This is a genomic window from Enterococcus viikkiensis (assembly GCF_005405345.1).
GTDB lineage: Bacteria > Bacillota > Bacilli > Lactobacillales > Enterococcaceae > Enterococcus_A > Enterococcus_A viikkiensis.
In genome coordinates, this window is sequence record NZ_BJDW01000009.1 from 54,485 (window position 1) to 72,775 (window position 18,291).

21 protein-coding genes and 1 riboswitch are annotated in these 18,291 nt (G+C 40.5%); of the genes, 19 read left to right on the forward strand and 2 right to left on the reverse strand.

Annotation, left to right across the window (positions count from 1 at the left end; all coding sequences use genetic code 11):
* Window positions 1–18: 18 nt before the first annotated feature.
* The 5 genes from FFM67_RS06215 to FFM67_RS06235 all read left to right on the forward strand — a co-directional run bounded on the left by FFM67_RS06215 (window position 19) and on the right by FFM67_RS06235 (window position 3,322).
* Entirely contained in the window at window positions 19–399 is a 381-nt protein-coding gene (locus FFM67_RS06215; protein WP_137613784.1) for a GNAT family N-acetyltransferase, read from the forward strand.
* Complete coding sequence (locus tag FFM67_RS06220; protein ID WP_137613713.1) at window positions 386–1,132, forward strand: segregation/condensation protein A; 747 nt, start codon at window positions 386–388, stop codon at window positions 1,130–1,132. The genes FFM67_RS06215 and FFM67_RS06220 overlap by 14 nt, the downstream gene beginning before the upstream one ends.
* Window positions 1,129–1,710: an SMC-Scp complex subunit ScpB gene (gene scpB, locus FFM67_RS06225; protein WP_137613714.1), complete on the forward strand. Its 582-nt coding sequence runs from the start codon at window positions 1,129–1,131 to the stop codon at window positions 1,708–1,710. The genes FFM67_RS06220 and scpB overlap by 4 nt, the downstream gene beginning before the upstream one ends.
* Window positions 1,710–2,429: a pseudouridine synthase gene (locus tag FFM67_RS06230; protein ID WP_137613715.1), complete on the forward strand. Its 720-nt coding sequence runs from the start codon at window positions 1,710–1,712 to the stop codon at window positions 2,427–2,429. The genes scpB and FFM67_RS06230 overlap by 1 nt, the downstream gene beginning before the upstream one ends.
* A 63-nt stretch (window positions 2,430–2,492) precedes the next feature.
* Window positions 2,493–2,610, forward strand: a riboswitch (FMN riboswitch).
* A gap of 118 nt (window positions 2,611–2,728) precedes the next feature.
* Window positions 2,729–3,322: an ECF transporter S component gene (locus tag FFM67_RS06235; RefSeq protein ID WP_137613716.1), complete on the forward strand. Its 594-nt coding sequence runs from the start codon at window positions 2,729–2,731 to the stop codon at window positions 3,320–3,322.
* Between the two features lie 121 nt (window positions 3,323–3,443).
* Here the strand turns inward: FFM67_RS06235 and FFM67_RS06240 are convergent, their stop codons facing one another.
* The gene (locus tag FFM67_RS06240; protein WP_137613717.1) at window positions 3,444–3,647 is read right to left on the reverse strand and encodes a ferredoxin; all 204 of its coding nucleotides are present in this window, start codon (window positions 3,645–3,647) and stop codon (window positions 3,444–3,446) included.
* Between the two features lie 31 nt (window positions 3,648–3,678).
* Here FFM67_RS06240 and FFM67_RS06245 point away from each other — a divergent pair, with 31 nt between their 5' ends.
* The 11 genes from FFM67_RS06245 (at window position 3,679) to FFM67_RS06295 (ending at window position 15,076) form a co-directional block, all read left to right on the forward strand.
* Window positions 3,679–4,662 (forward strand): helix-turn-helix domain-containing protein, encoded by a 984-nt coding sequence (locus FFM67_RS06245; RefSeq protein WP_137613718.1) that lies wholly within the window; start codon window positions 3,679–3,681, stop codon window positions 4,660–4,662.
* A complete protein-coding gene (locus FFM67_RS06250) occupies window positions 4,649–6,043 on the forward strand; it encodes a RecQ family ATP-dependent DNA helicase (RefSeq protein WP_137613719.1) in 1,395 nt (464 codons plus the stop codon). Before FFM67_RS06245 ends, FFM67_RS06250 begins: the two co-directional genes overlap by 14 nt.
* Window positions 6,044–6,111: 68 nt before the next feature.
* Complete coding sequence (locus tag FFM67_RS06255) at window positions 6,112–6,783, forward strand: LysM peptidoglycan-binding domain-containing protein (RefSeq protein ID WP_137613720.1); 672 nt, start codon at window positions 6,112–6,114, stop codon at window positions 6,781–6,783.
* A 60-nt stretch (window positions 6,784–6,843) separates the two neighbouring features.
* The gene (gene cmk, locus FFM67_RS06260; protein WP_137613721.1) at window positions 6,844–7,515 is read left to right on the forward strand and encodes a (d)CMP kinase; all 672 of its coding nucleotides are present in this window, start codon (window positions 6,844–6,846) and stop codon (window positions 7,513–7,515) included.
* 146 nt (window positions 7,516–7,661) lie between these two features.
* Window positions 7,662–8,885 carry a 30S ribosomal protein S1 gene (gene rpsA / locus FFM67_RS06265; protein WP_137613722.1) on the forward strand — a complete coding sequence of 408 codons (1,224 nt, stop codon included), beginning with the start codon at window positions 7,662–7,664 and terminating at the stop codon, window positions 8,883–8,885.
* A 381-nt stretch (window positions 8,886–9,266) separates the two neighbouring features.
* On the forward strand, window positions 9,267–10,577 hold the full coding sequence (gene der / locus FFM67_RS06270; RefSeq protein WP_137613723.1) for a ribosome biogenesis GTPase Der: 1,311 nt from the start codon (window positions 9,267–9,269) through the stop codon (window positions 10,575–10,577).
* A gap of 236 nt (window positions 10,578–10,813) precedes the next feature.
* Window positions 10,814–11,089 carry a non-specific DNA-binding protein Hbs gene (gene hbs, locus FFM67_RS06275; RefSeq protein ID WP_010739427.1) on the forward strand — a complete coding sequence of 92 codons (276 nt, stop codon included), beginning with the start codon at window positions 10,814–10,816 and terminating at the stop codon, window positions 11,087–11,089.
* 292 nt (window positions 11,090–11,381) lie between these two features.
* Window positions 11,382–12,089 carry a hypothetical protein gene (locus tag FFM67_RS06280; RefSeq protein ID WP_137613724.1) on the forward strand — a complete coding sequence of 236 codons (708 nt, stop codon included), beginning with the start codon at window positions 11,382–11,384 and terminating at the stop codon, window positions 12,087–12,089.
* Between the two features lie 125 nt (window positions 12,090–12,214).
* Window positions 12,215–13,267, forward strand: a complete 1,053-nt coding sequence (locus FFM67_RS06285; RefSeq protein WP_137613725.1) for a hypothetical protein — start codon at window positions 12,215–12,217, stop codon at window positions 13,265–13,267.
* On the forward strand, window positions 13,268–14,515 hold the full coding sequence (locus tag FFM67_RS06290; protein WP_137613726.1) for a tetratricopeptide repeat protein: 1,248 nt from the start codon (window positions 13,268–13,270) through the stop codon (window positions 14,513–14,515).
* A 12-nt stretch (window positions 14,516–14,527) separates the two neighbouring features.
* The gene (locus FFM67_RS06295; RefSeq protein ID WP_137613727.1) at window positions 14,528–15,076 is read left to right on the forward strand and encodes a YpiB family protein; all 549 of its coding nucleotides are present in this window, start codon (window positions 14,528–14,530) and stop codon (window positions 15,074–15,076) included.
* 254 nt (window positions 15,077–15,330) lie between these two features.
* On the opposite strand, the gene FFM67_RS06300 is transcribed toward FFM67_RS06295, so the two are convergent.
* A complete protein-coding gene (locus FFM67_RS06300; RefSeq protein ID WP_137613728.1) occupies window positions 15,331–16,221 on the reverse strand; it encodes a YitT family protein in 891 nt (296 codons plus the stop codon).
* Window positions 16,222–16,335: 114 nt separating this feature from the next.
* Between FFM67_RS06300 and FFM67_RS06305 the strand changes: the two genes are divergently transcribed.
* From FFM67_RS06305 to FFM67_RS06315, 3 genes are read left to right on the forward strand one after another with little or no spacing between them, the layout of a single operon-like run.
* Complete coding sequence (locus tag FFM67_RS06305; RefSeq protein ID WP_137613729.1) at window positions 16,336–16,686, forward strand: nucleotide pyrophosphohydrolase; 351 nt, start codon at window positions 16,336–16,338, stop codon at window positions 16,684–16,686.
* Window positions 16,683–17,900 carry a CCA tRNA nucleotidyltransferase gene (locus FFM67_RS06310; RefSeq protein ID WP_137613730.1) on the forward strand — a complete coding sequence of 406 codons (1,218 nt, stop codon included), beginning with the start codon at window positions 16,683–16,685 and terminating at the stop codon, window positions 17,898–17,900. Before FFM67_RS06305 ends, FFM67_RS06310 begins: the two co-directional genes overlap by 4 nt.
* Entirely contained in the window at window positions 17,897–18,259 is a 363-nt protein-coding gene (locus FFM67_RS06315) for a thioesterase family protein (protein ID WP_137613731.1), read from the forward strand. Before FFM67_RS06310 ends, FFM67_RS06315 begins: the two co-directional genes overlap by 4 nt.
* Window positions 18,260–18,291 lie beyond the last annotated feature (32 nt).

Below are 18,291 nucleotides of genomic sequence, written 5' to 3' on the forward strand. Positions count from 1 at the left end.
GAATAAGGAGGAGAAATGATGCTAACGGATTATCGAAAAAATCAACGAAAGATCGCGATGGGTCTTTTAAGCTTCCATGCTAATTTAAAAGATCAGCAGCATTTACTAAAAGAGATTGATACTTATCAAGATGATGATCGTTATAATCTTTTTTGCTATTACGCTGAACAATCTGATAATGTCCAAGGTGTGATTGGAATCAGTCAGTTAGAAGATCAGGAAATTGTACTGCATGATATCAGCTTAAACCCTTCTTATCGCGGAGAAGGTGTGGGCTTTAAGATGATGGACGAGCTGCAACAGCTGTATCCTGATAAAAAAATCATTGGCACGCCGGCTACGTGTACTTTTTTAGCAAATTGGCAAGAGCGGGTACGGTCGAACGATGGAAACGATTAGTTTAAAATTAGATGTCTTCGAAGGTCCGCTGGATTTGTTGCTGCATTTGATTCAGCAATTGGAGATCGATATTTACGATATTCCGATTGCCGCTGTCACCGAACAGTATATGAATTTTATCCATACAATGAAAACACTGGAACTGGAAGTAGCAGGTGAATATATAGTAATGGCAGCTACGTTGATGTCAATCAAGAGTCAGATGCTACTGCCTAAGCAAGAATTGGATTTTGAATATGAGGAAGAGGAAGGCGAGGATCCTCGAGAAGCATTGGTTCAACAATTGCTAGAATACCGCAAATATAAATACGCAGCGTCTGTTTTATCTGAAAAGGAACAGGAGCGCAGTCTCTTTTATACGAAGGCACCAATGGATCTTTCTGATTATGAGGAAGAAATTTTACCGTTGCCTAAAAATCAGCTAAATACGATTGATCTTTTTTTGGCGCTCCACGATGTGTTGCAGCGTAAAAAAAAGGGTGCGCCGATTGAGACAACAGTCACTACAGAAACAATCACTGTTGACCAAAAAGTTGCAGAGATTAGCAGCCGTTTAGAAAAACTGTCAGAAGATGAAGGGCTGGCATTGGCGTCTTTTTTTGTGCAATACACTAAGGACGAAGTGATCACCACCTTTATGGCTTTATTAGAGTTAATGAAAAAAGGCCAAGCAACAGCAAAACAAGCGGAAACCTATGCGCCAATTTTGATATTTAAAGGAGCCGTTTTATGAATCAATTGAGTCAAATTGAAGCCATGCTTTTTGTGGTGGGGGAAGAAGGAATCGGACTGGAAGAATTAGCCTTCGCTTTAAAAAAATCGACGCCGGAAATTTACGAAACGGTTAGCGAATTGAAGGAGAATTATGAAAGCAACGAGGCTTCTGCACTGACTATTTTAGAAGTGGGCAATCATTTTGTTTTAACCACAAAAAAAGTTTTTGCACCGCTATTGAAGGATTTTGCTCGCTCACCTTTAGCTAATCGGCTGAGTCAAGCAGCGTTAGAAACCCTTTCAATCATTGCGTATAAACAGCCGGTGACTCGTTTAGAGATTGATGAGTTGCGAGGGGTGCAATCAAGTGGAGCCGTCCAAACGCTGGTGGCTCGTCAATTGATTGAAGAAAAAGGCCGAGTTGATGGTCCAGGTCGGGCGATATTATACGGAACAAGCACTTATTTTATGGATTATTTCGGCTTGAAGGACATGGAAGACTTACCGGACGTGCAAAAAATGGAAGAAGATTTAGCGGATGATGAAGAACCGCTTGATTTGTTTTATGATCGCTTTAAAGAAGAGGATGGACAATAATGGAAAGATTACAAAAAGTTATCGCCCACGCGGGCATCGCGTCAAGACGCAAGGCCGAAGATTACATTACCGGCGGAAGAGTCAAAGTCAATGGGGAAGTTGTTAAAGAATTAGGCACCAAAGTAGGTAAGAAAGACCTAGTGGAAGTTGACGGGGTGCCAATCTATCAAGAGGAACCTGTTTACTATTTATTTTATAAGCCTCGAGGTGTAATCTCGGCAGTCGCTGATGATAAAAATCGTAAAGTTGTTACGGATTATTTCGCAACAGTACCAGAACGCATCTATCCAGTCGGTCGTTTGGATTATGATACTTCAGGGATTTTACTTTTGACCAATGATGGCGATTTTTCTCAGCGTTTGGCCCATCCAAAACATCAAATTGATAAGGTTTATGTGGCAAAAGTTAAAGGCTTTGCTGAAAAAAGAACGTTATATCCGCTAACTAAAGGAGTCCGGATCGAAGGGAAAAAGACGGCGCCTGCTCGTTTTGAGATTCTCTCAACGGATAAAAAGGCCGAAACAAGTATCGTGGAACTGACTATCCATGAAGGTCGCAATCACCAGGTTAAAAATATGCTGGCGGCGGTGGGCTTACCTGTCCAAAAACTAAAGCGGGAGCGCTATGGAGACTTGACTTTACAAGGTTTGCGTCCAGGAGAATTCCGCCGTTTGAATACCAAAGAAATCAACACGTTGTTGAACCAATCGAAAGAATAAACGTATTTACTTGTTTTTTGATAGTAAACTTGTTATAGTTACGTTACAAAAAAATAATTTAAGGTTCGTCTTCAGGGGCAGGGTGAAAATCCCGACCGGCGGTATAGTCCGCGAACTGCGCAAGCAGCCGATTCGGTGTAATTCCGATACCGACAGTAGAGTCTGGATAAAGAAGATAGAGCTTATTTGAGTGAGTCTGTATTCAAGTAACTCTATGCTTTTTCTGAAGCATAGAGTTTTTTTGCGTGAAGCTTACTTAAATAGTTCGTTGAAGATGATTCCGAAACGGAGGAATTCAAATGAAGAACTTAAAGTTACAAAAAATGACGGCAGTCGCGGTGGCAGCAGCAATGGGATTGATTTTACAATTTATCGCTTTTCCAATCGTTCCGATGTTTCCATTCTTAAAGCTCGACTTTAGCGACATTCCAGTATTGATTAACATGTTTATTTTTGGTCCGGTGACGGGTATTGCGACGGCGTTTATTCGCTCATTATTGCACCTGACGATGACCGGCTTTTCTTTTGATAATATGATCGGTGATTTTGCTAGCTTCTTCGCCACTTCATTATACACACTGCCAATCTTCTTGTTGTTTAAAAAGAAGACAGCTTCGAAACGGGTTGTTGGCCTAGGATTAGGGATTTTAGCTATGACGCTCTTTATGAGTGTGGCGAACTATTTTGTGATTACGCCGCTCTATTTAAAAGCTTTTGGCCTTTCAGCTGGACAAATGCTAGGGATGGGCTTAGGACGCTATATTTTAGTTGGAATCGTACCATTTAATATCATTAAAGGTCTCGTTGTCAGCGGTGTATTCTTAGTGTTGCATGCGAAGTTGCTTCCTTGGTTATCTAAAAAAACATTGACTTCACAACACCATTCAGTTTAAAAGAAAAAATCTCAGACAAAATTGTCTGAGATTTTTTTAGTTCATTCAAGCGGGTAGGGACAAATTTCGTAAGAAAGTCGTCCGTTTGCGAAGCCGTGCTTAAAATATGTTATTATGAATTCTAATATAAAATTGCATGAGATGGGCAACGTTTAGCGGCCTGGATGACAGCATCTTGCTGCTTGGATGGGATAAATTCATGAGTGGCCTCCTTCTCTCCGACAAATAACACCAGTCCATCGTCTGTATAATCAAAAATTTCTGGCGCAATCGTTTGGCATAAGCCACAGGCAATACAGCGCTCAGGAATGATTTCGCATTTCATTTTTTTCACCTTCCACAGGAGAATTATTCTTATGACTTTATTTATTTTAACGTTATTTCAGACTGGCTACAAGTTAAGAATCTCTACTTTATACCATTTATTAGTTGGAAAACGAACCAGTTCGGTCTTGCTTCATGGATTTTTTTACGATAATTTAGCCTACTTAGGTTCTTTTCCGCAACTCAAGGAAGAAGTCTTTCAAAAGGAATTGCAGCAATTAATGAATCAGCAACTAATCACCGTGAATGAAGGCTATGGTCGGCTAACTGAAGCTGGGAAGCAGCATTTGGCTAAAGGCTCAATGGATCTAAGCGGGTTAAACAATTTGCGTTATGGTCGGATGCGAGACAATATTTGGCAGCTGATTTTATTTGCTGTGCAAGTAACGAGCCATTGGTCTTTTGGTGAAAAAGAGTATTTGCCAATCGAGAATCGTCCCTATTATTTACAGCAGTTAAAAAAATGGTTAAGCACCTCTGATACTGGACTGGTAGAAAGGGTTCAACAGGAGCTTACGGAGACCTTGCAGCAATTGCCAACGGAAAACGCTAATTTCTTAGCCAATCAATTTTCCGGCCATCAATTTCAAGGAAAAGCGGCGTTTCAATTGCTTACAGACCAGACTGAGCCGTGGCGATCGTTGTATAATCAGTGTTCCATTGATCTTTTTTTAGCAAAACTTGGTCAGGGGGAGCTGAGCCGCTTGATTGCCGCTTTAGATCAGCAAAACATCAATCAAAGTATGCTGAAAACACGTGAGTTTTTTCTAGCTGGAAAAAGTTTGTCGAAAATCTTGGACTTACGACACTTGAAACAAGGCACAATCAATGATCATTTTATTGAATGGGCATTACTGGACCCAATGTTTCCTTTTGAAAATTTTGAGCTAGTAGCGTTTGCAGCACTAGAGGAAGAGCAGGTGATTGACGCTTATTATCAGGATTATGAAGTATCTTATTTGAATTTCCGTCTCTCACAAATTCACTTTTTAAGGAGTAATCATGGAACTGACTAAACTATTAAAAGAGAAATTTAATTACGATCAGTTTCGACCAGGGCAAAGAGAAATTATTGAAACACTGTTAAGCGGGGAATCGGTTTTAGGAATGCTGCCGACAGGAACAGGTAAGTCGCTGTGTTATCAGCTCCCCGGTTATTTACTGGATGGTACAGTAGTCGTTATTTCTCCTTTAATTTCCTTGATGGAGGATCAAGTCACTCAACTGCAGCGATTTGGTGAAAAGCGGGCAGTTGCTTTGAACAGTTTGCTTTCAACTTGGGAGCAACAATGGGTGTTAAGCCGGTTGCACCAATACAAATATATTTTTATGAGTCCGGAAATGTTTTTGAATCCAAATGTCCAAAAGACTTTGCAAAAAGCGCAACTGGCCCTGATCGTCGTGGATGAAGCTCACTGTATCTCACAATGGGGGATCGATTTTCGACCAGAATATTTGAAGCTTTCGGAGGGGATCGCCTTTATTGGCGGGTCGCTGGTGTTAGCCTTAACGGCGACAGCGACCCATGAGGTGCGAAAAGATATTCAGCGCCTGCTATTTACCACAAAACAAGCGGCTGAATTTATTTATTCAGTGGACCGACCGAATATTCGTTTTTTTGTCTATCAAACAGAAAAATTCAAAAAACTACAAGAGTTAGTCACTAATTTATCAGGCGCAGGAATCATCTATTGCGCGACGCGGAAAAAAGTGGAGGAGCTGTATCAAGCCTTTAAAGGCCAACAGGCGATTGCCTATTATCATGGTGGTCTGACCGGACAAGAACGGCGAATGCTGCAGCAACAGTTTTTAGCGGGCGAGTTACGAATTCTGATTGCAACCAATGCTTTTGGGATGGGGATTAACAAAGACAATATTCGTTTTGTGATCCATTATGATCTACCTGATTCGCCAGAAAATTATTTACAAGAGGTCGGTCGAGCTGGTAGAGATGGCGGGCCAAGCCAGGCGATTTTGTTATATGAGGATGGGGATGAATACATTCATCATTTTTTGCAAGAGCAGACCAACCAATCGAAAAAACTTTTTGAGATTAAACAAAAAATCAATGATCTGGTCCTCGAAGACCCACTGATCAAAAAGTGGGAGCAGTTTTTTCCCAATGAAGAACAGGAATTAATGGGTTTATTGAATCAGCGAGGCATGACGAAAAAGATCCAATTGCAAAAAATGTTGGATTATATCGCGACGACCAACTGTCGCCGTGAATTTTTGGTGGCTTATTTCGACGAAACACTAAAGCAGAAAAATCCTGATTGCTGTGACAATGACGGCGCGATTCTAACATTCAAAGAGGTGACGACCAACAATAATGTGGGACGACTTGAGTGGCAGGAGATAATTCAAAAAATTTATAAAATTAGTGCGAAAAATTAAAAAATGCCGCAAAATTTTTTTATGCTATGATATAATACATGACGATAGCATTTAGGAGGTTAGAGAAATTGAGTAGAAAAGATCGCTATAATGATACGAACAACGAACCGTGGGATCAACATATTTATGAATCTGATGGTGAAGAAGAATATTCACGCAGCCAATCTCGTCGTAGCAACGGTGGTGGCAACAAGGGTGGCGGGAATACGAAATTCTTAACGATTCTAGTCGCGTTATTGTTAGCCCTTATTTTGATTCCGGCTGGTGCCTATTTCTGGATTACTCGTGATAACGACAAACCAGCTGCCTCTCCAGAAAGCACAACTCAAGTATCAAAAGTTTCTTCAACAGAAAAAACAAGCACTAAAGAGAGCAGTACAGAAGAAAGTACAAGTTCAAGCGATTCAGCAGCAGCACAACAAGCGGCTGACCAACAAGCAGCGGATCAACAGGCAGCAGCACAATCTCAAGCGGCAGCTGAAGCAGCAGCATCGCAATCTCAAGCAGCAGCTTCTCAATCTGCGGCAGCAGCACAACAAACAACGCCGTCTTCATCAGCTGATCAAGGTCAACAAGATCAAAACACGATGAATGCGCAATATGGTGTTGTTGAAGCCGGAGAGGGTCCACGCCAAATTGCTGGACGCTATGGGTTAAGCGTGGATGAATTTTTAAGATTAAACGGAATGACAGTGGATAATTTCTATTTCAATCCAGGACAGCAAGTCCGTATTAAATAAGTTGAATACCTTGCCGTAATCGTTGACGATTACGGCTTATTTATTGAAAAGAGGCAGAAAATGGAAAATATTTCAATTGCAATCGACGGGCCGGCATCATCAGGAAAAAGTACGGTAGCCAAGCTTTTAGCCAGCGACTTCAATTTTATTTATGTGGATACTGGTGCGATGTATCGAGCGGTTACTTTTTTGGCGATCAAGCATCATGTGGCGTTCTCAGATGAAGCAGCTTTAGCTGAACTGACAAAAAAATACCCGATCACCTTCCAACAATCAGGACATGGTCAAATCGTTTTCGTAAATGATGAAGAGGTGACTGAAGCGATTCGTCAACCAGATGTCACAGCGGCAGTTTCTGAAGTATCCGCGCATGGAATGGTTCGAGAAGAATTAGTCGAAGCGCAACGTCAGCTAGCTAAAACTGGCGGAATCGTCATGGATGGACGTGATATTGGTACAACAGTCTTACCCCAAGCTGAAGTAAAAATATTTTTGGTAGCTAGTGTGGAAGAACGAGCACAGCGTCGCTATAAAGAAAACCAAGCCAAAGGCATTCAGATGGATTTTGAAGCGATTAAAGAAGCAATCGCAAAACGTGATTACTTAGATTCACATCGTGAAGTTTCGCCTTTGATCCAAGCACAAGACGCGCAGTTAGTTGATACGACTGGCATGTCAATCGAACAGGTAGTGACGAAGATTAAAGGCATCATCCAAGCAAAAGGTTTTTAATTTACTGAGAATGTTGTAAAATAGAGCGTAATTCTACTAATTTTTTTGAAAAAAAGAAGAAATCGCTTTATTTTTCATCTAGATTATTCTAAAATAGATGTTGTAGTGTATTTTACGTAGAATTGTTGGTAAGGAGGACAAACGACATGACAGATTTAGAACAAAATTCAATAGACAACGAAAATGTTTCCATGGAAGCAGCAATGGAGAGCGTGCATGAAGTAAAAGTTGGCGATATTGTTAAAGGTGAGGTGCTCGCCTTAGAAGATAAACAAGTGATCGTTGGTATTGAAGGTGCGGGAGTAGAAGGTGTAGTTCCGGCCAAAGAACTTTCAACATTGCCTGTTGAAGATCTCAATGATGAAGTCAAGGTTGGCGATATTCTTGATTTAGTCGTTATCTCTTCTATCGGAAAAGACAAAGAAAATGGAAGCTATCTTCTTTCTAAACGTCGCCTAGATGCGAAGAAAGTTTGGGAAGACATCGAGCAAGAATTCCAAGACGGAAAAATTATCGAAGCACCGGTTACAAGCAGCGTGAAAGGCGGTCTTGTTGTTGATGTGGGCGTTCGTGGTTTTGTTCCAGCATCAATGATCGATGATCATTTCGTTGATGATTTTTCAGTCTACACTGGAAAAACATTGAAATTTAAAATTATTGAAATCGAACCCTCTGAAAATCGTTTGATCTTGTCTCATAAAGCGGTGGTAGAAGCTGAAAGAGCTGAGAAGAAAAAAGAAATCTTGGCAGATCTATATGAAGGTCAAGTCATCAAAGGCCAAGTTGCCCGTTTGACAGACTTTGGGGCCTTCGTTGATCTTGGTGGAATCGATGGTTTAGTTCACGTATCAGAGATTTCTCACAGTCACGTAGCAAAACCAGCAGATGTCTTGAGCGTGGGTGATGAAGTTGAAGTACAAGTCTTGTCGGTTGATCCTGAAAAGGAACGGATCTCCTTGTCGATCAAAGCCAATTTACCTGGACCTTGGACCGACATCGAAGAAAAAGCTGCACCAGGTTCTGTGCTTGAAGGAACAGTGAAACGGTTGACAAGCTTTGGTGCCTTTGTTGAAATTTTCCCAGGGGTTGAAGGCTTAGTCCACATTTCTCAAATTTCACATAAACATATTGCCACTCCTCATGAGGTATTACACGAAGGGGATCAGGTCCAAGTAAAAGTCTTGGAAGTTCATCCTGAAGATCATCGTGTTGCTCTTTCTATCAAAGCTTTGGAAGAAAAACCAGAAGAAGCAAAAGAAGAGCCAGCTGAAGAAGAACATTATGAATTGCCAGAAGAAAATACTGGCTTCACCATGGGTGATATTTTAGGCGATGCATTGAAAAACGACGACTCAGAAGAACAAGAGTAAGTAACGAATGATTGAAGACGTGCCACGTGCACGTCTTTTTTTATTTTTAAGAAAATATGAATGAAAAAGCACTCCTTCCCTTGCAAGAAGGACTTTTCTTAGTTAAACTAAGGAGAATTTGAAAAAAGAGAGCCAGCTGCTAATTTTGCTCCTTATGTTTTATAGGAGAGCGAAAGGATAGGTAATGGAAGCGAAGAATAGATTTTGTGGAAATTTATGCCAATCATTTGATATTACACTAATTTTTAAAGTATGTTTTGCTAACGGAACGCCAAGTTGAAGCTTGGTGAATAGCTATACTAAAATAAGTAGTTACTATGAGCCTCCAGCTCATTTTTTTTGAACGAATCATTAGATTAATAGGAACGAGGGAATCAAATTATGTCAAATCCTACAATTGCCATCGTTGGGCGTCCCAATGTCGGTAAGTCAACGTTGTTTAATCGAATTGCCGGTGAACGTATTTCAATTGTTGAAGATACTCCCGGTGTTACCCGCGACCGCATCTATGCCAAAGGCGAATGGTTGGACCATGAATTTTCAATCATTGATACTGGCGGGATCGATATCGGTGACGAACCATTTATGGAACAAATCAAGCAACAAGCACAAATTGCGATTGATGAAGCCGATGTTATTTTACTAGTTGCTAGCGGTAAAGAAGGCGTGACTGATGCGGACGAAGCGGTTGCAAAAATCTTGTATCGTAGTAAAAAGCCAGTGATCTTAATGGTTAATAAAGTAGATAATCCGGAAATGCGGAATGAAATTTATGAATTCTATTCATTAGGCTTAGGTGAACCCTATCCTGTTTCAGGTAGTCATGGTCTTGGTCTTGGAGATGTTCTAGACGAAGCTGTGAAACATTTTCCAGCAGAAAATGACGAAGAGGAAGACGAGTCAATTAAATTTAGTTTGATTGGTCGTCCAAATGTTGGAAAATCTTCGTTGATCAATGCGATTCTAGGGGAAGATCGAGTGATCGTTTCTGATATCGAAGGAACGACGCGTGATGCGATCGATACGAAATTCGTCGGTGAGAATGGACAAGAATTTACAATGATCGATACTGCTGGTATGCGTAAACGCGGGAAAGTCTATGAAACTACCGAAAAGTATTCCGTCATGCGGGCGATGCGGGCAATTGATCGCTCTGATGTCGTACTTGTTGTTCTGAATGGTGAGGAAGGGATTCGTGAGCAGGACAAACGAATCGCCGGATACGCTCATGAAGCGGGACGTGGTGTGATCATCGTTGTTAATAAATGGGATCTAGTTAAAAAAGATACGAATACGATGAAAAAATTTGAAGAAGAGATTCGGGACGAATTTGCTTATTTAGACTATGCACCAATCGTATTTGTTTCAGCGATGACAAAACAGCGGTTAAATAAAATCCCGTTAATGATTGAAGAAGTTAGCATGAATCAAAACTTGCGTATTCCATCTTCTGTGTTGAATGACATTATTATGGATGCGGTAGCGATTAATCCGACTCCGACAGATAAAGGCAAACGCTTGAAGATTTTCTATGCGACACAAGTTGCAGTTAAGCCGCCGACTTTTGTGGTTTTCGTGAATGAAGAGGAATTGATGCATTTTTCTTACGCTCGCTTCTTAGAAAACCAAATTCGAAAGGCCTTTGAGTTTGAAGGAACACCGATTAAAATCATCCCTCGACGGAGAAAATAAAGCATTTTATCATACTTTTATTTTTGTGACAATCATTTTTCTTAAATGCTAAAACAACCATGAATTTTATGTCATTAATAGCTAAAAACCTTGCTATCACAAGGTTCATATGCTATCGTTATAACAGAATATTGACCAAATCAATATTTCAAAGCTGATGATTGGACCACTCAATTATCAGTCGATGTTTTAAACATCATTACTCATTACTCATTTCTCAGGAGGTGAATTCATTCATGGCAAACAAAGCAGAATTGATCGAAAAAGTTGCAGCAGCTACTGACTTAACTAAGAAAGACGCTACCGCTGCTGTCGATGCTGTATTTTCAACGATCCAAGGCGCATTAGCTGACGGTGAAAAAGTTCAGTTGATCGGCTTCGGTAACTTTGAAGTACGTGAACGTGCGGCCCGCAAAGGACGTAACCCACAAACTGGTGAAGAAATCGAAATTCCAGCTAGCAAAGTACCTGCATTCAAACCAGGTAAAGCGCTAAAAGATGCAGTTAAATAATTGCAACGATAAACCCGTTGGGGCTCTTGGGCTCTGACGGGTTTGTTTTGTTTTGAAAAGAAGAGAAACGGACCAAATAGCGACTGTTACAAATGCTTTTCTTCTAAGAGCGTTCACGCCATTTTGTTATCAATGAACCAGCTACTCGAATATGTAGCAATCCATTAATTATTGCTTATTTCTAAGTAAATGGGTTATTTAACAAGGTTTTTAACTTATATTTTATTTTACGAAAAGTTCTACATAGGATAAACTTGAATTAGGAGAAAAAGTAGCGAAAGAAGGGGAAGCGATGTCGGAGGAGCGACTATTTTATGTTGAACAGAATGATTCTTGGCATTCATATGAATTTCTAGCAAGAAGACAGCATGATCCTAAGTGGCGTCAAGCCTTTATAGAGGCGGATGCTTTATTAGAACAAGAAGAAAAGAAGAAGAAGCGGCGTAATTTTATTATATTGTTGTTCTCTGTTCCAGTGGTGATACTCGGAATGTTAGTGGGTTTCTATTTTTATGGCTCTGGTGGGGAAGAAGCAATTCCTCAACGAGCGCTATCATTGACGGAAGCGACCTCTTCTACCTCAAGTGCTTCGGCGGAACCAATAGAAACACAAGATACCTCAAGTGTTGGAGAGGTGTTAGTCACACCGTGGGGAGAACAGGTTACGGTGTTGCGGGTTTTATCAAACGGACAGCGGGTGATCCAGGAAGCCCCGTCACCTTCAGATTTGAATAATGATGGGGTACTGACATATGAGGAGTTGTCGCGTGTAGAAGAAGAGGCCAATCAACAATACCAACAGCCTGTGACGCAGCAAGACCAACACAATCAACAGCAAGTACCACAACAGACCGTACCAAGTCAAAGTCAACAGCAACCCAATTCACCACCTACTTCTAGTCAGCAAGGGACTCAGCCGGAAAACCAACCACAACAAAATCAGTCGCAAATTCAACAACCGGAAGCAAGTCCCCCGCAAGGTTCAACGGCAAATCAATAAATTGCTAAGTTCGAAGGTTTTTGAGCTTTTGAATCAGTAAAGAAATAAAACTTCACGAGCCTTTCGCAGATTTGTTGCGAGAGGTTTTTTTGTAGTATAAAATGAAAATAAGCGAGGTGTTGGAAATGGAAGTACGCTATCGAAACAGTAAATTTGAAATACCGGTTACTTATGGCGAGACAGTGGCCTCCATGATGCGAAAGAAGGACTTAACCAACAAACAGATCCTTTTTTGCGGCAACCAGCGTTATTATGATTTATTTGCGGAGAAGCTGCGACAATTTATTCCTAAAACTAGTGATCATGAATGGTATATCACACCGAACAATCGATATTGTAACACGATGAATAATTTTCAGGAATTGACTCGTTTTTTAGAGCGATTCCGTGGATCAAAGCAGGCGATTTTCTTCGGTATTGGAAATGAAGGAGTGATGGAGCTAGTGGCTTTCACTCAGCACGTTACACCAATCAAAGCTGAGTTATGTCTACTACCGGTCTCCTTACGTTCTTTTGCGCAGAGTTTATCTTTTGTGGACCAAATCGTTTCCGATAAGACGATGATGACAGTAATGGAAATCACTGAAGCACCTCAAAGTATTTTATTTGATCATACGTTGGCGGATCAGCAAACGACAGGTAAAATGGTCGATTTATTGACGTTGATCCGTTGCGGGATTGTTTGCGATTATTCCTTTTTACAAAGTTTATACCTGAACTTTCCAACAAGAGAGGAGCTACTGCAACAATCCTTTGCCGCCTTTAGTGAGACTTTATTAAATTATTATGGGACTCATAGTGAACAATTACGTCATTTTGGCAAGACCTTTGAGCGGGCTTTTTTTCAAACAGAAAACGGCTCCTTATTGTCGAATAGCATGAAGACAATGTTTGGGTTGCTCTTTGAATTGTCGTGGAATGTTGTTGCAGGTAATGTTCATTTCAATTTTAAAAATTTTATGATATGGTTGGTGCGATTAGGATTTCCAATCATTGTGCCAGCGGGAATCTCGTTGGCTGATTATGGTCAGCAGATTATTGTATTAGCCGAGGAGCAACCGTTGTTAGGGTTGAACCAAATCGGCGAAGTCGGGGCTGAAAAAATTCCGACACAAAGAGAATTGCTTCAGACCTTTGAAGTGTATCAAAAAATCGTCACAGAGATCAGGGGAGAATAGATGGCAAGTTATAGCGAAAAAATGCTAACAGCATTAAGAGAAGAAGAATTATCCGAAGCGAATTTGATGTTTGAAGAAGCATTAAAAAAAGATTCGCCAGAATTATTGGCGAGTTTAGCGGAGGAATTACAAAGTTTAGGCTTTTTAGCCGAGACACAACGGATTTTAGAAAAATTATTGACGGACTTTCCTGAGGAGGATATGTTTTATCTTTCATTAGCTGAAATTGCGATTGAAGAAGACGATATTGATAAGGCCTTTGAATATTTGGAACAGATCCAGCCAGATAGCGAAAATTATTTAGAGAGCTTATTAGTGACGGCTGATCTTTATCAAGTGTTGGGAATTCCAGAAGTCAGCGAAGCGAAATTATTACAAGCTAAAACATTAGCGCCAGAAGAACCATTGATTACTTTTGCTTTAGCGGAATTGCATTTTTCTACCAATCAATTAGGCGAGGCCATTAATGATTATGGACAACTGCAAAAGCAAGGGATCGATGAAATCGCCAATATATCGCTTGATGAACGAATTGGGTCAGCTTACAGTATGATGGGAGGCTTTGAAGAAGCAATTCCATTTCTAGAACGAGCCTTAGAAAAAGAGCATACTTCCGATCGTTTATTCCAACTAGGCTTCACCTATTATCAGCTCCATGATCATCAAAAAGCCATCAATTATTTACAAGAATTAGAAACCCTTGATCCGCAATATCAAAGTGTTTATTATTATTTGACAGACAGTTTGAAGGAAGAAGAGCTGTTGGAAGAAGCTTTAGCTGTTGCTGAAAAGGGCATCAAAGAAAATCCCTATCAAGTTGAATTGCTGCATTTAGCCTCCGAGATCGCCTATCGTTTACGAGACAGTAAAAAGGCGGAGGAATTATTACAGCAAGCACTTGAAACAGGTGAGAAGACTGATGAAACGCTGTTAACGTTAAGTAATCTTTATTTGAATGAAGAACAGCCGGATAAGGCAATCGAGATGATCAGTCAAATGGATGAAGAGGACAATCCTTATGCTGCTTGGAATCTGGCGCAAGCTTATAATGAATTAGAAGATTTTGAAGCGTCAGGTACGTATTACAAGCAAGCCTATGAAGAGTTGGCTCATGAGCCAGATTTCTTAAAAGCTTACGGCCTCTTTTTACGAGAAGACGGTCAAATAGAGTTGGCTCGCAAAGTTTTAACGAGTTACCTACAATTAGAGCCTGAAGATTTAGAGGTGCAATCCTTATTAGAAGAGTAGAGAGGTGAGAAGATGATCGAGGTAGCTGAAAAACGTGAATTTCTTGTTTGGTTGATCAATAATGTGTCTTTTCAACGACGAGAAGTGATTTGGATTTTGAACTACTTAATTAACCACGAAGCTATTTTACGGAATGTGCATATCGTTGAAGGGGCCTTAAATACGAAGCGCGGCATCGTTTTTCGTGATATCACCCAACGTGAAGATTCCATGGTGCTTACGGTAGAGGGTCAGCAGTTTACGAATAGTGATCAAATTTTTCATGAGATTCGGTTGCATTGGCAGCAGCCTTTGTACTTAGAGTGTGTTTTCCCAAATTCTTGGCAAAATGCTCAATATTTATTGGTCTTGGAGGATAATCCTGAAAACTCTTGGAACGATACTGTCAGCGAAGAGATCGTATTAGAGGTGGAGAATTATTTGAAGCGTCAAGAGAAAGAAGCGCAAGCAGACTTGCTGAAGAAGCAAATTGATCTCGCTTTAGAAGATGGAGATAAAGAGTCGTTTTTGATTCTATCCGATGAATTGAATCGATTGAAATTAGCGTTATTCGACAAATAAATGGTCTTAGCAAGTAGCGAGCAATCCTACTTGCTTTTTTTAATGACAACAGGAGTCGTTGAATGATGTTAAGTCCTAGTTAGGATTCTAGTGCCGTTGTATTGCGAAAAATCTTTGTCTTGTAAGCGGAGGAAAATGTTAAAAAAAACTACTCGAACGACAGAAGACGTACTTAACGGGGGACTAATAAAAGGAGACCATGATCAAAACAAAAAGGAATTTCCACGATGAGTGAAAATTCCTTTTTGTTTTGTTTAAGTCGTTCGTTTCAAGGTGAAGCGGCGGCGTTGCGGTCTCAAGTAGGTGAAACCTTCTCCTTCAACGTCATGAACATTGCTGATTAAGATAAACGCTTTTTCATCAACGGAGTGAACTAATTTTTTAACCTCGTTAATCTCCTGTTGTGAAACTACGATATAAACGATCCGTTTCATTTCAGAAGAAAAGCCGCCTTCACCATGAAGGTAGGTTACCCCACGCTCTAGATGAGACATTAATAGTTCTGCGATTACATTGCTTTCATTGGTGATAATCATGACACCCTTAGCTGCATACCCTCCAGAAGAAAGAATGTCTACGACGCGACTGAATACGAAAGAAACAATCAAGGTGTACATCATGCGTTTCAAATCTAGATAAGTCAATGAACAAATTAAAACAATAATATCAAAAACTAATAAAGATTTTCCCATCGTCAGGCCGAATTTCTGTTCCAAAATACGGGCAATCACGTCTGCTCCACCTGTTGTCCCACCGTATCGATAAACTAATCCGCTTCCAAATCCGGCGAATAAACCCGCTAAAATCGAGACGATAAACAAGTCATGGTCTAAATTGATTGTAAATGGCACACGTTGCCAAATCCATAAGAAAATGGATAAACAAACCGTACCTAAAATGGTGTAATAAAAAGAACGTTTCCCCAAAATTTTTCCACCGATTAAAATCAAAGGTATATTAATAATTAGTGTTGTATACGCAGGATCGATCCCAAACAAGGCGCGAATAATCAAGGTAATACCAGTAACGCCACCTTCTGCTAAATGGTTGGCAATATTCAAGTAAACCAATCCAAAGGCATATATGGCTGTACCCACCACAATAAATAAAATTTCCTTAATCCGTGTAGTCATAGTCGTTTCCATACGACACCCCCTTCAAATTTTGTCCTCATCCAACATAGCACGAATTATAGATTGTTACAACAACATGATAGGAAAGAAAACTGTTTTTTGATAAGATAGGTTTGAGGTGGTTTGATGAATCAAAAGACAATGAAAATCATGCAACAAGAAGTTGATGATTATATTCAACAGTTTAAGGCAGGTTATTTTTTCCCGTTAGGTCAAATGGCTCGTTTGACCGAAGAAGTCGGAGAACTAGCTCGTGAGATCAATCATTATTATGGCGAGAAAAGCAAAAAAGCATCAGAGAAACCGAAGACCGTTGAAGAAGAATTAGGCGATGTTTTATTTGTCACGATTATTATGGCTAACTCTTTAGGGATTGATTTAACGGAGGCTTTTGATCGGAATATGAATAAATTTAATCAGCGGGATCGTTACCGCTTTGAACGAAAAGATGGTCAGACGGAAGGTGACGAAGAATGAGACTAGAAGCCTTGCCATTAGAATTTCAAGGGGCGATGCCGATTTTACGTAAATTGCAAAATGCTGGCTACGAAGCCTATTATGTGGGAGGTAGCGTTCGTGATATTTTGCTGAACAAACCAATCCATGATGTCGACATCGCCACCAGTGCCTTTCCGGCTGAGGTCAAGGAATTGTTTCACAGAACGATCGATGTCGGTATTGATCATGGCACAGTGATGGTTGTCACAAAGGAGGCTACCTACGAAGTCACTACCTTTCGAACAGAATCAACGTATCAAGATTATCGTCGACCAGATCATGTTGAGTTTGTTCGTTCATTAAAGGAAGATTTGAAACGGCGAGATTTCACAATCAATGCATTGGCGGTAGGAATCGATGGGAATGTAATTGATTTATTTGACGGCTTAAGTGATTTGCGTAATAAGGTCTTGCGGGCAGTGGGGAATCCTTATGAACGTTTCCATGAAGATGCGCTGCGAATGATGCGGGCATTGCGCTTTGTCAGTCATTTAGGATTTACGTTGGAACCGGAAACTTTCGAAGCAATTCAAGAATACCATTCATTGTTGGCAAAGATTTCAGTGGAACGAATCAATGTTGAGTTTGTTAAATTGATGATGGGTTCGTTTCGTGAGGCAGGTCTGCGTTCGTTTGTTGAATCAGAGTGCTATATTTATTGTCCAGGGTTGCGAGAGCATGGTGATGCGCTATTGAATTTTGCTGAGTTGCGCGGGCCAGCAATCCCAACGGAACGCCAAGCCTGGACCTTATTAATGACGATGCTGAATTTTGGCGAAGAAGAGATTCGACAGTTTATGAAGGAGTGGAAATGTTCCAATCAGTTGATTCGTGAAGTTAGCCAGATGGTTCCAGCACTGCATTATCGGCTAATCCATGAGTGGGACAATTGGTCTTTGTACCAGCTTGGCCGAGAATTGGCTTTGTCGGTGGAGTATTTATTGTATTATTTTCAACAGGAACCGAATTTAGCGAAGGTTCGTTTACTGTATCAATATTTACCCATTTTTTCCTTGAAAGATCTCGCAGTAAAAGGGAACGATCTCATGAGTAACTTTGAGTATCCTCGTGGACCTTGGATCAGTACGACCTTGAAAGCAATGGAGCAAGAAGTAGTTGAAGGTCATTTAAACAATGAAAAAGCTGTACTTTTGGCCTATGCGACGGATTTTTTGAAAAGGAGAATGATATGAAGACATTGACCAAAAAATATCCAGTGGCAAAGAATCAAACGGCACGTTCAATGGGGTCTGGCGACTTAGAGGTCTTGGCGACCCCTGCGTTAGTGGCCATGATGGAAAATTGTGCAAAATGTTTGGTTGCTGAAGAGCTTTCAGCGGGACAAACAACGGTTGGATTCAAGATGGATTTGAAGCATCTTGCGCCCAGCGCCATTGGAGCTGAAATCAAGATAGAAGCCGAGATTACTGATGTTGACGATCAGAAGCTCTCTTTTTCTATTAATGCCTATGATCAAGCGGCATTGATTGGGATAGCCAGCCATCAACGAGTAATTGTCGAAACGGCAACTTTTTTGAAAAAATTGAAGTAGAAGCACAACATGTGACCGTTTACTCAAGGTGT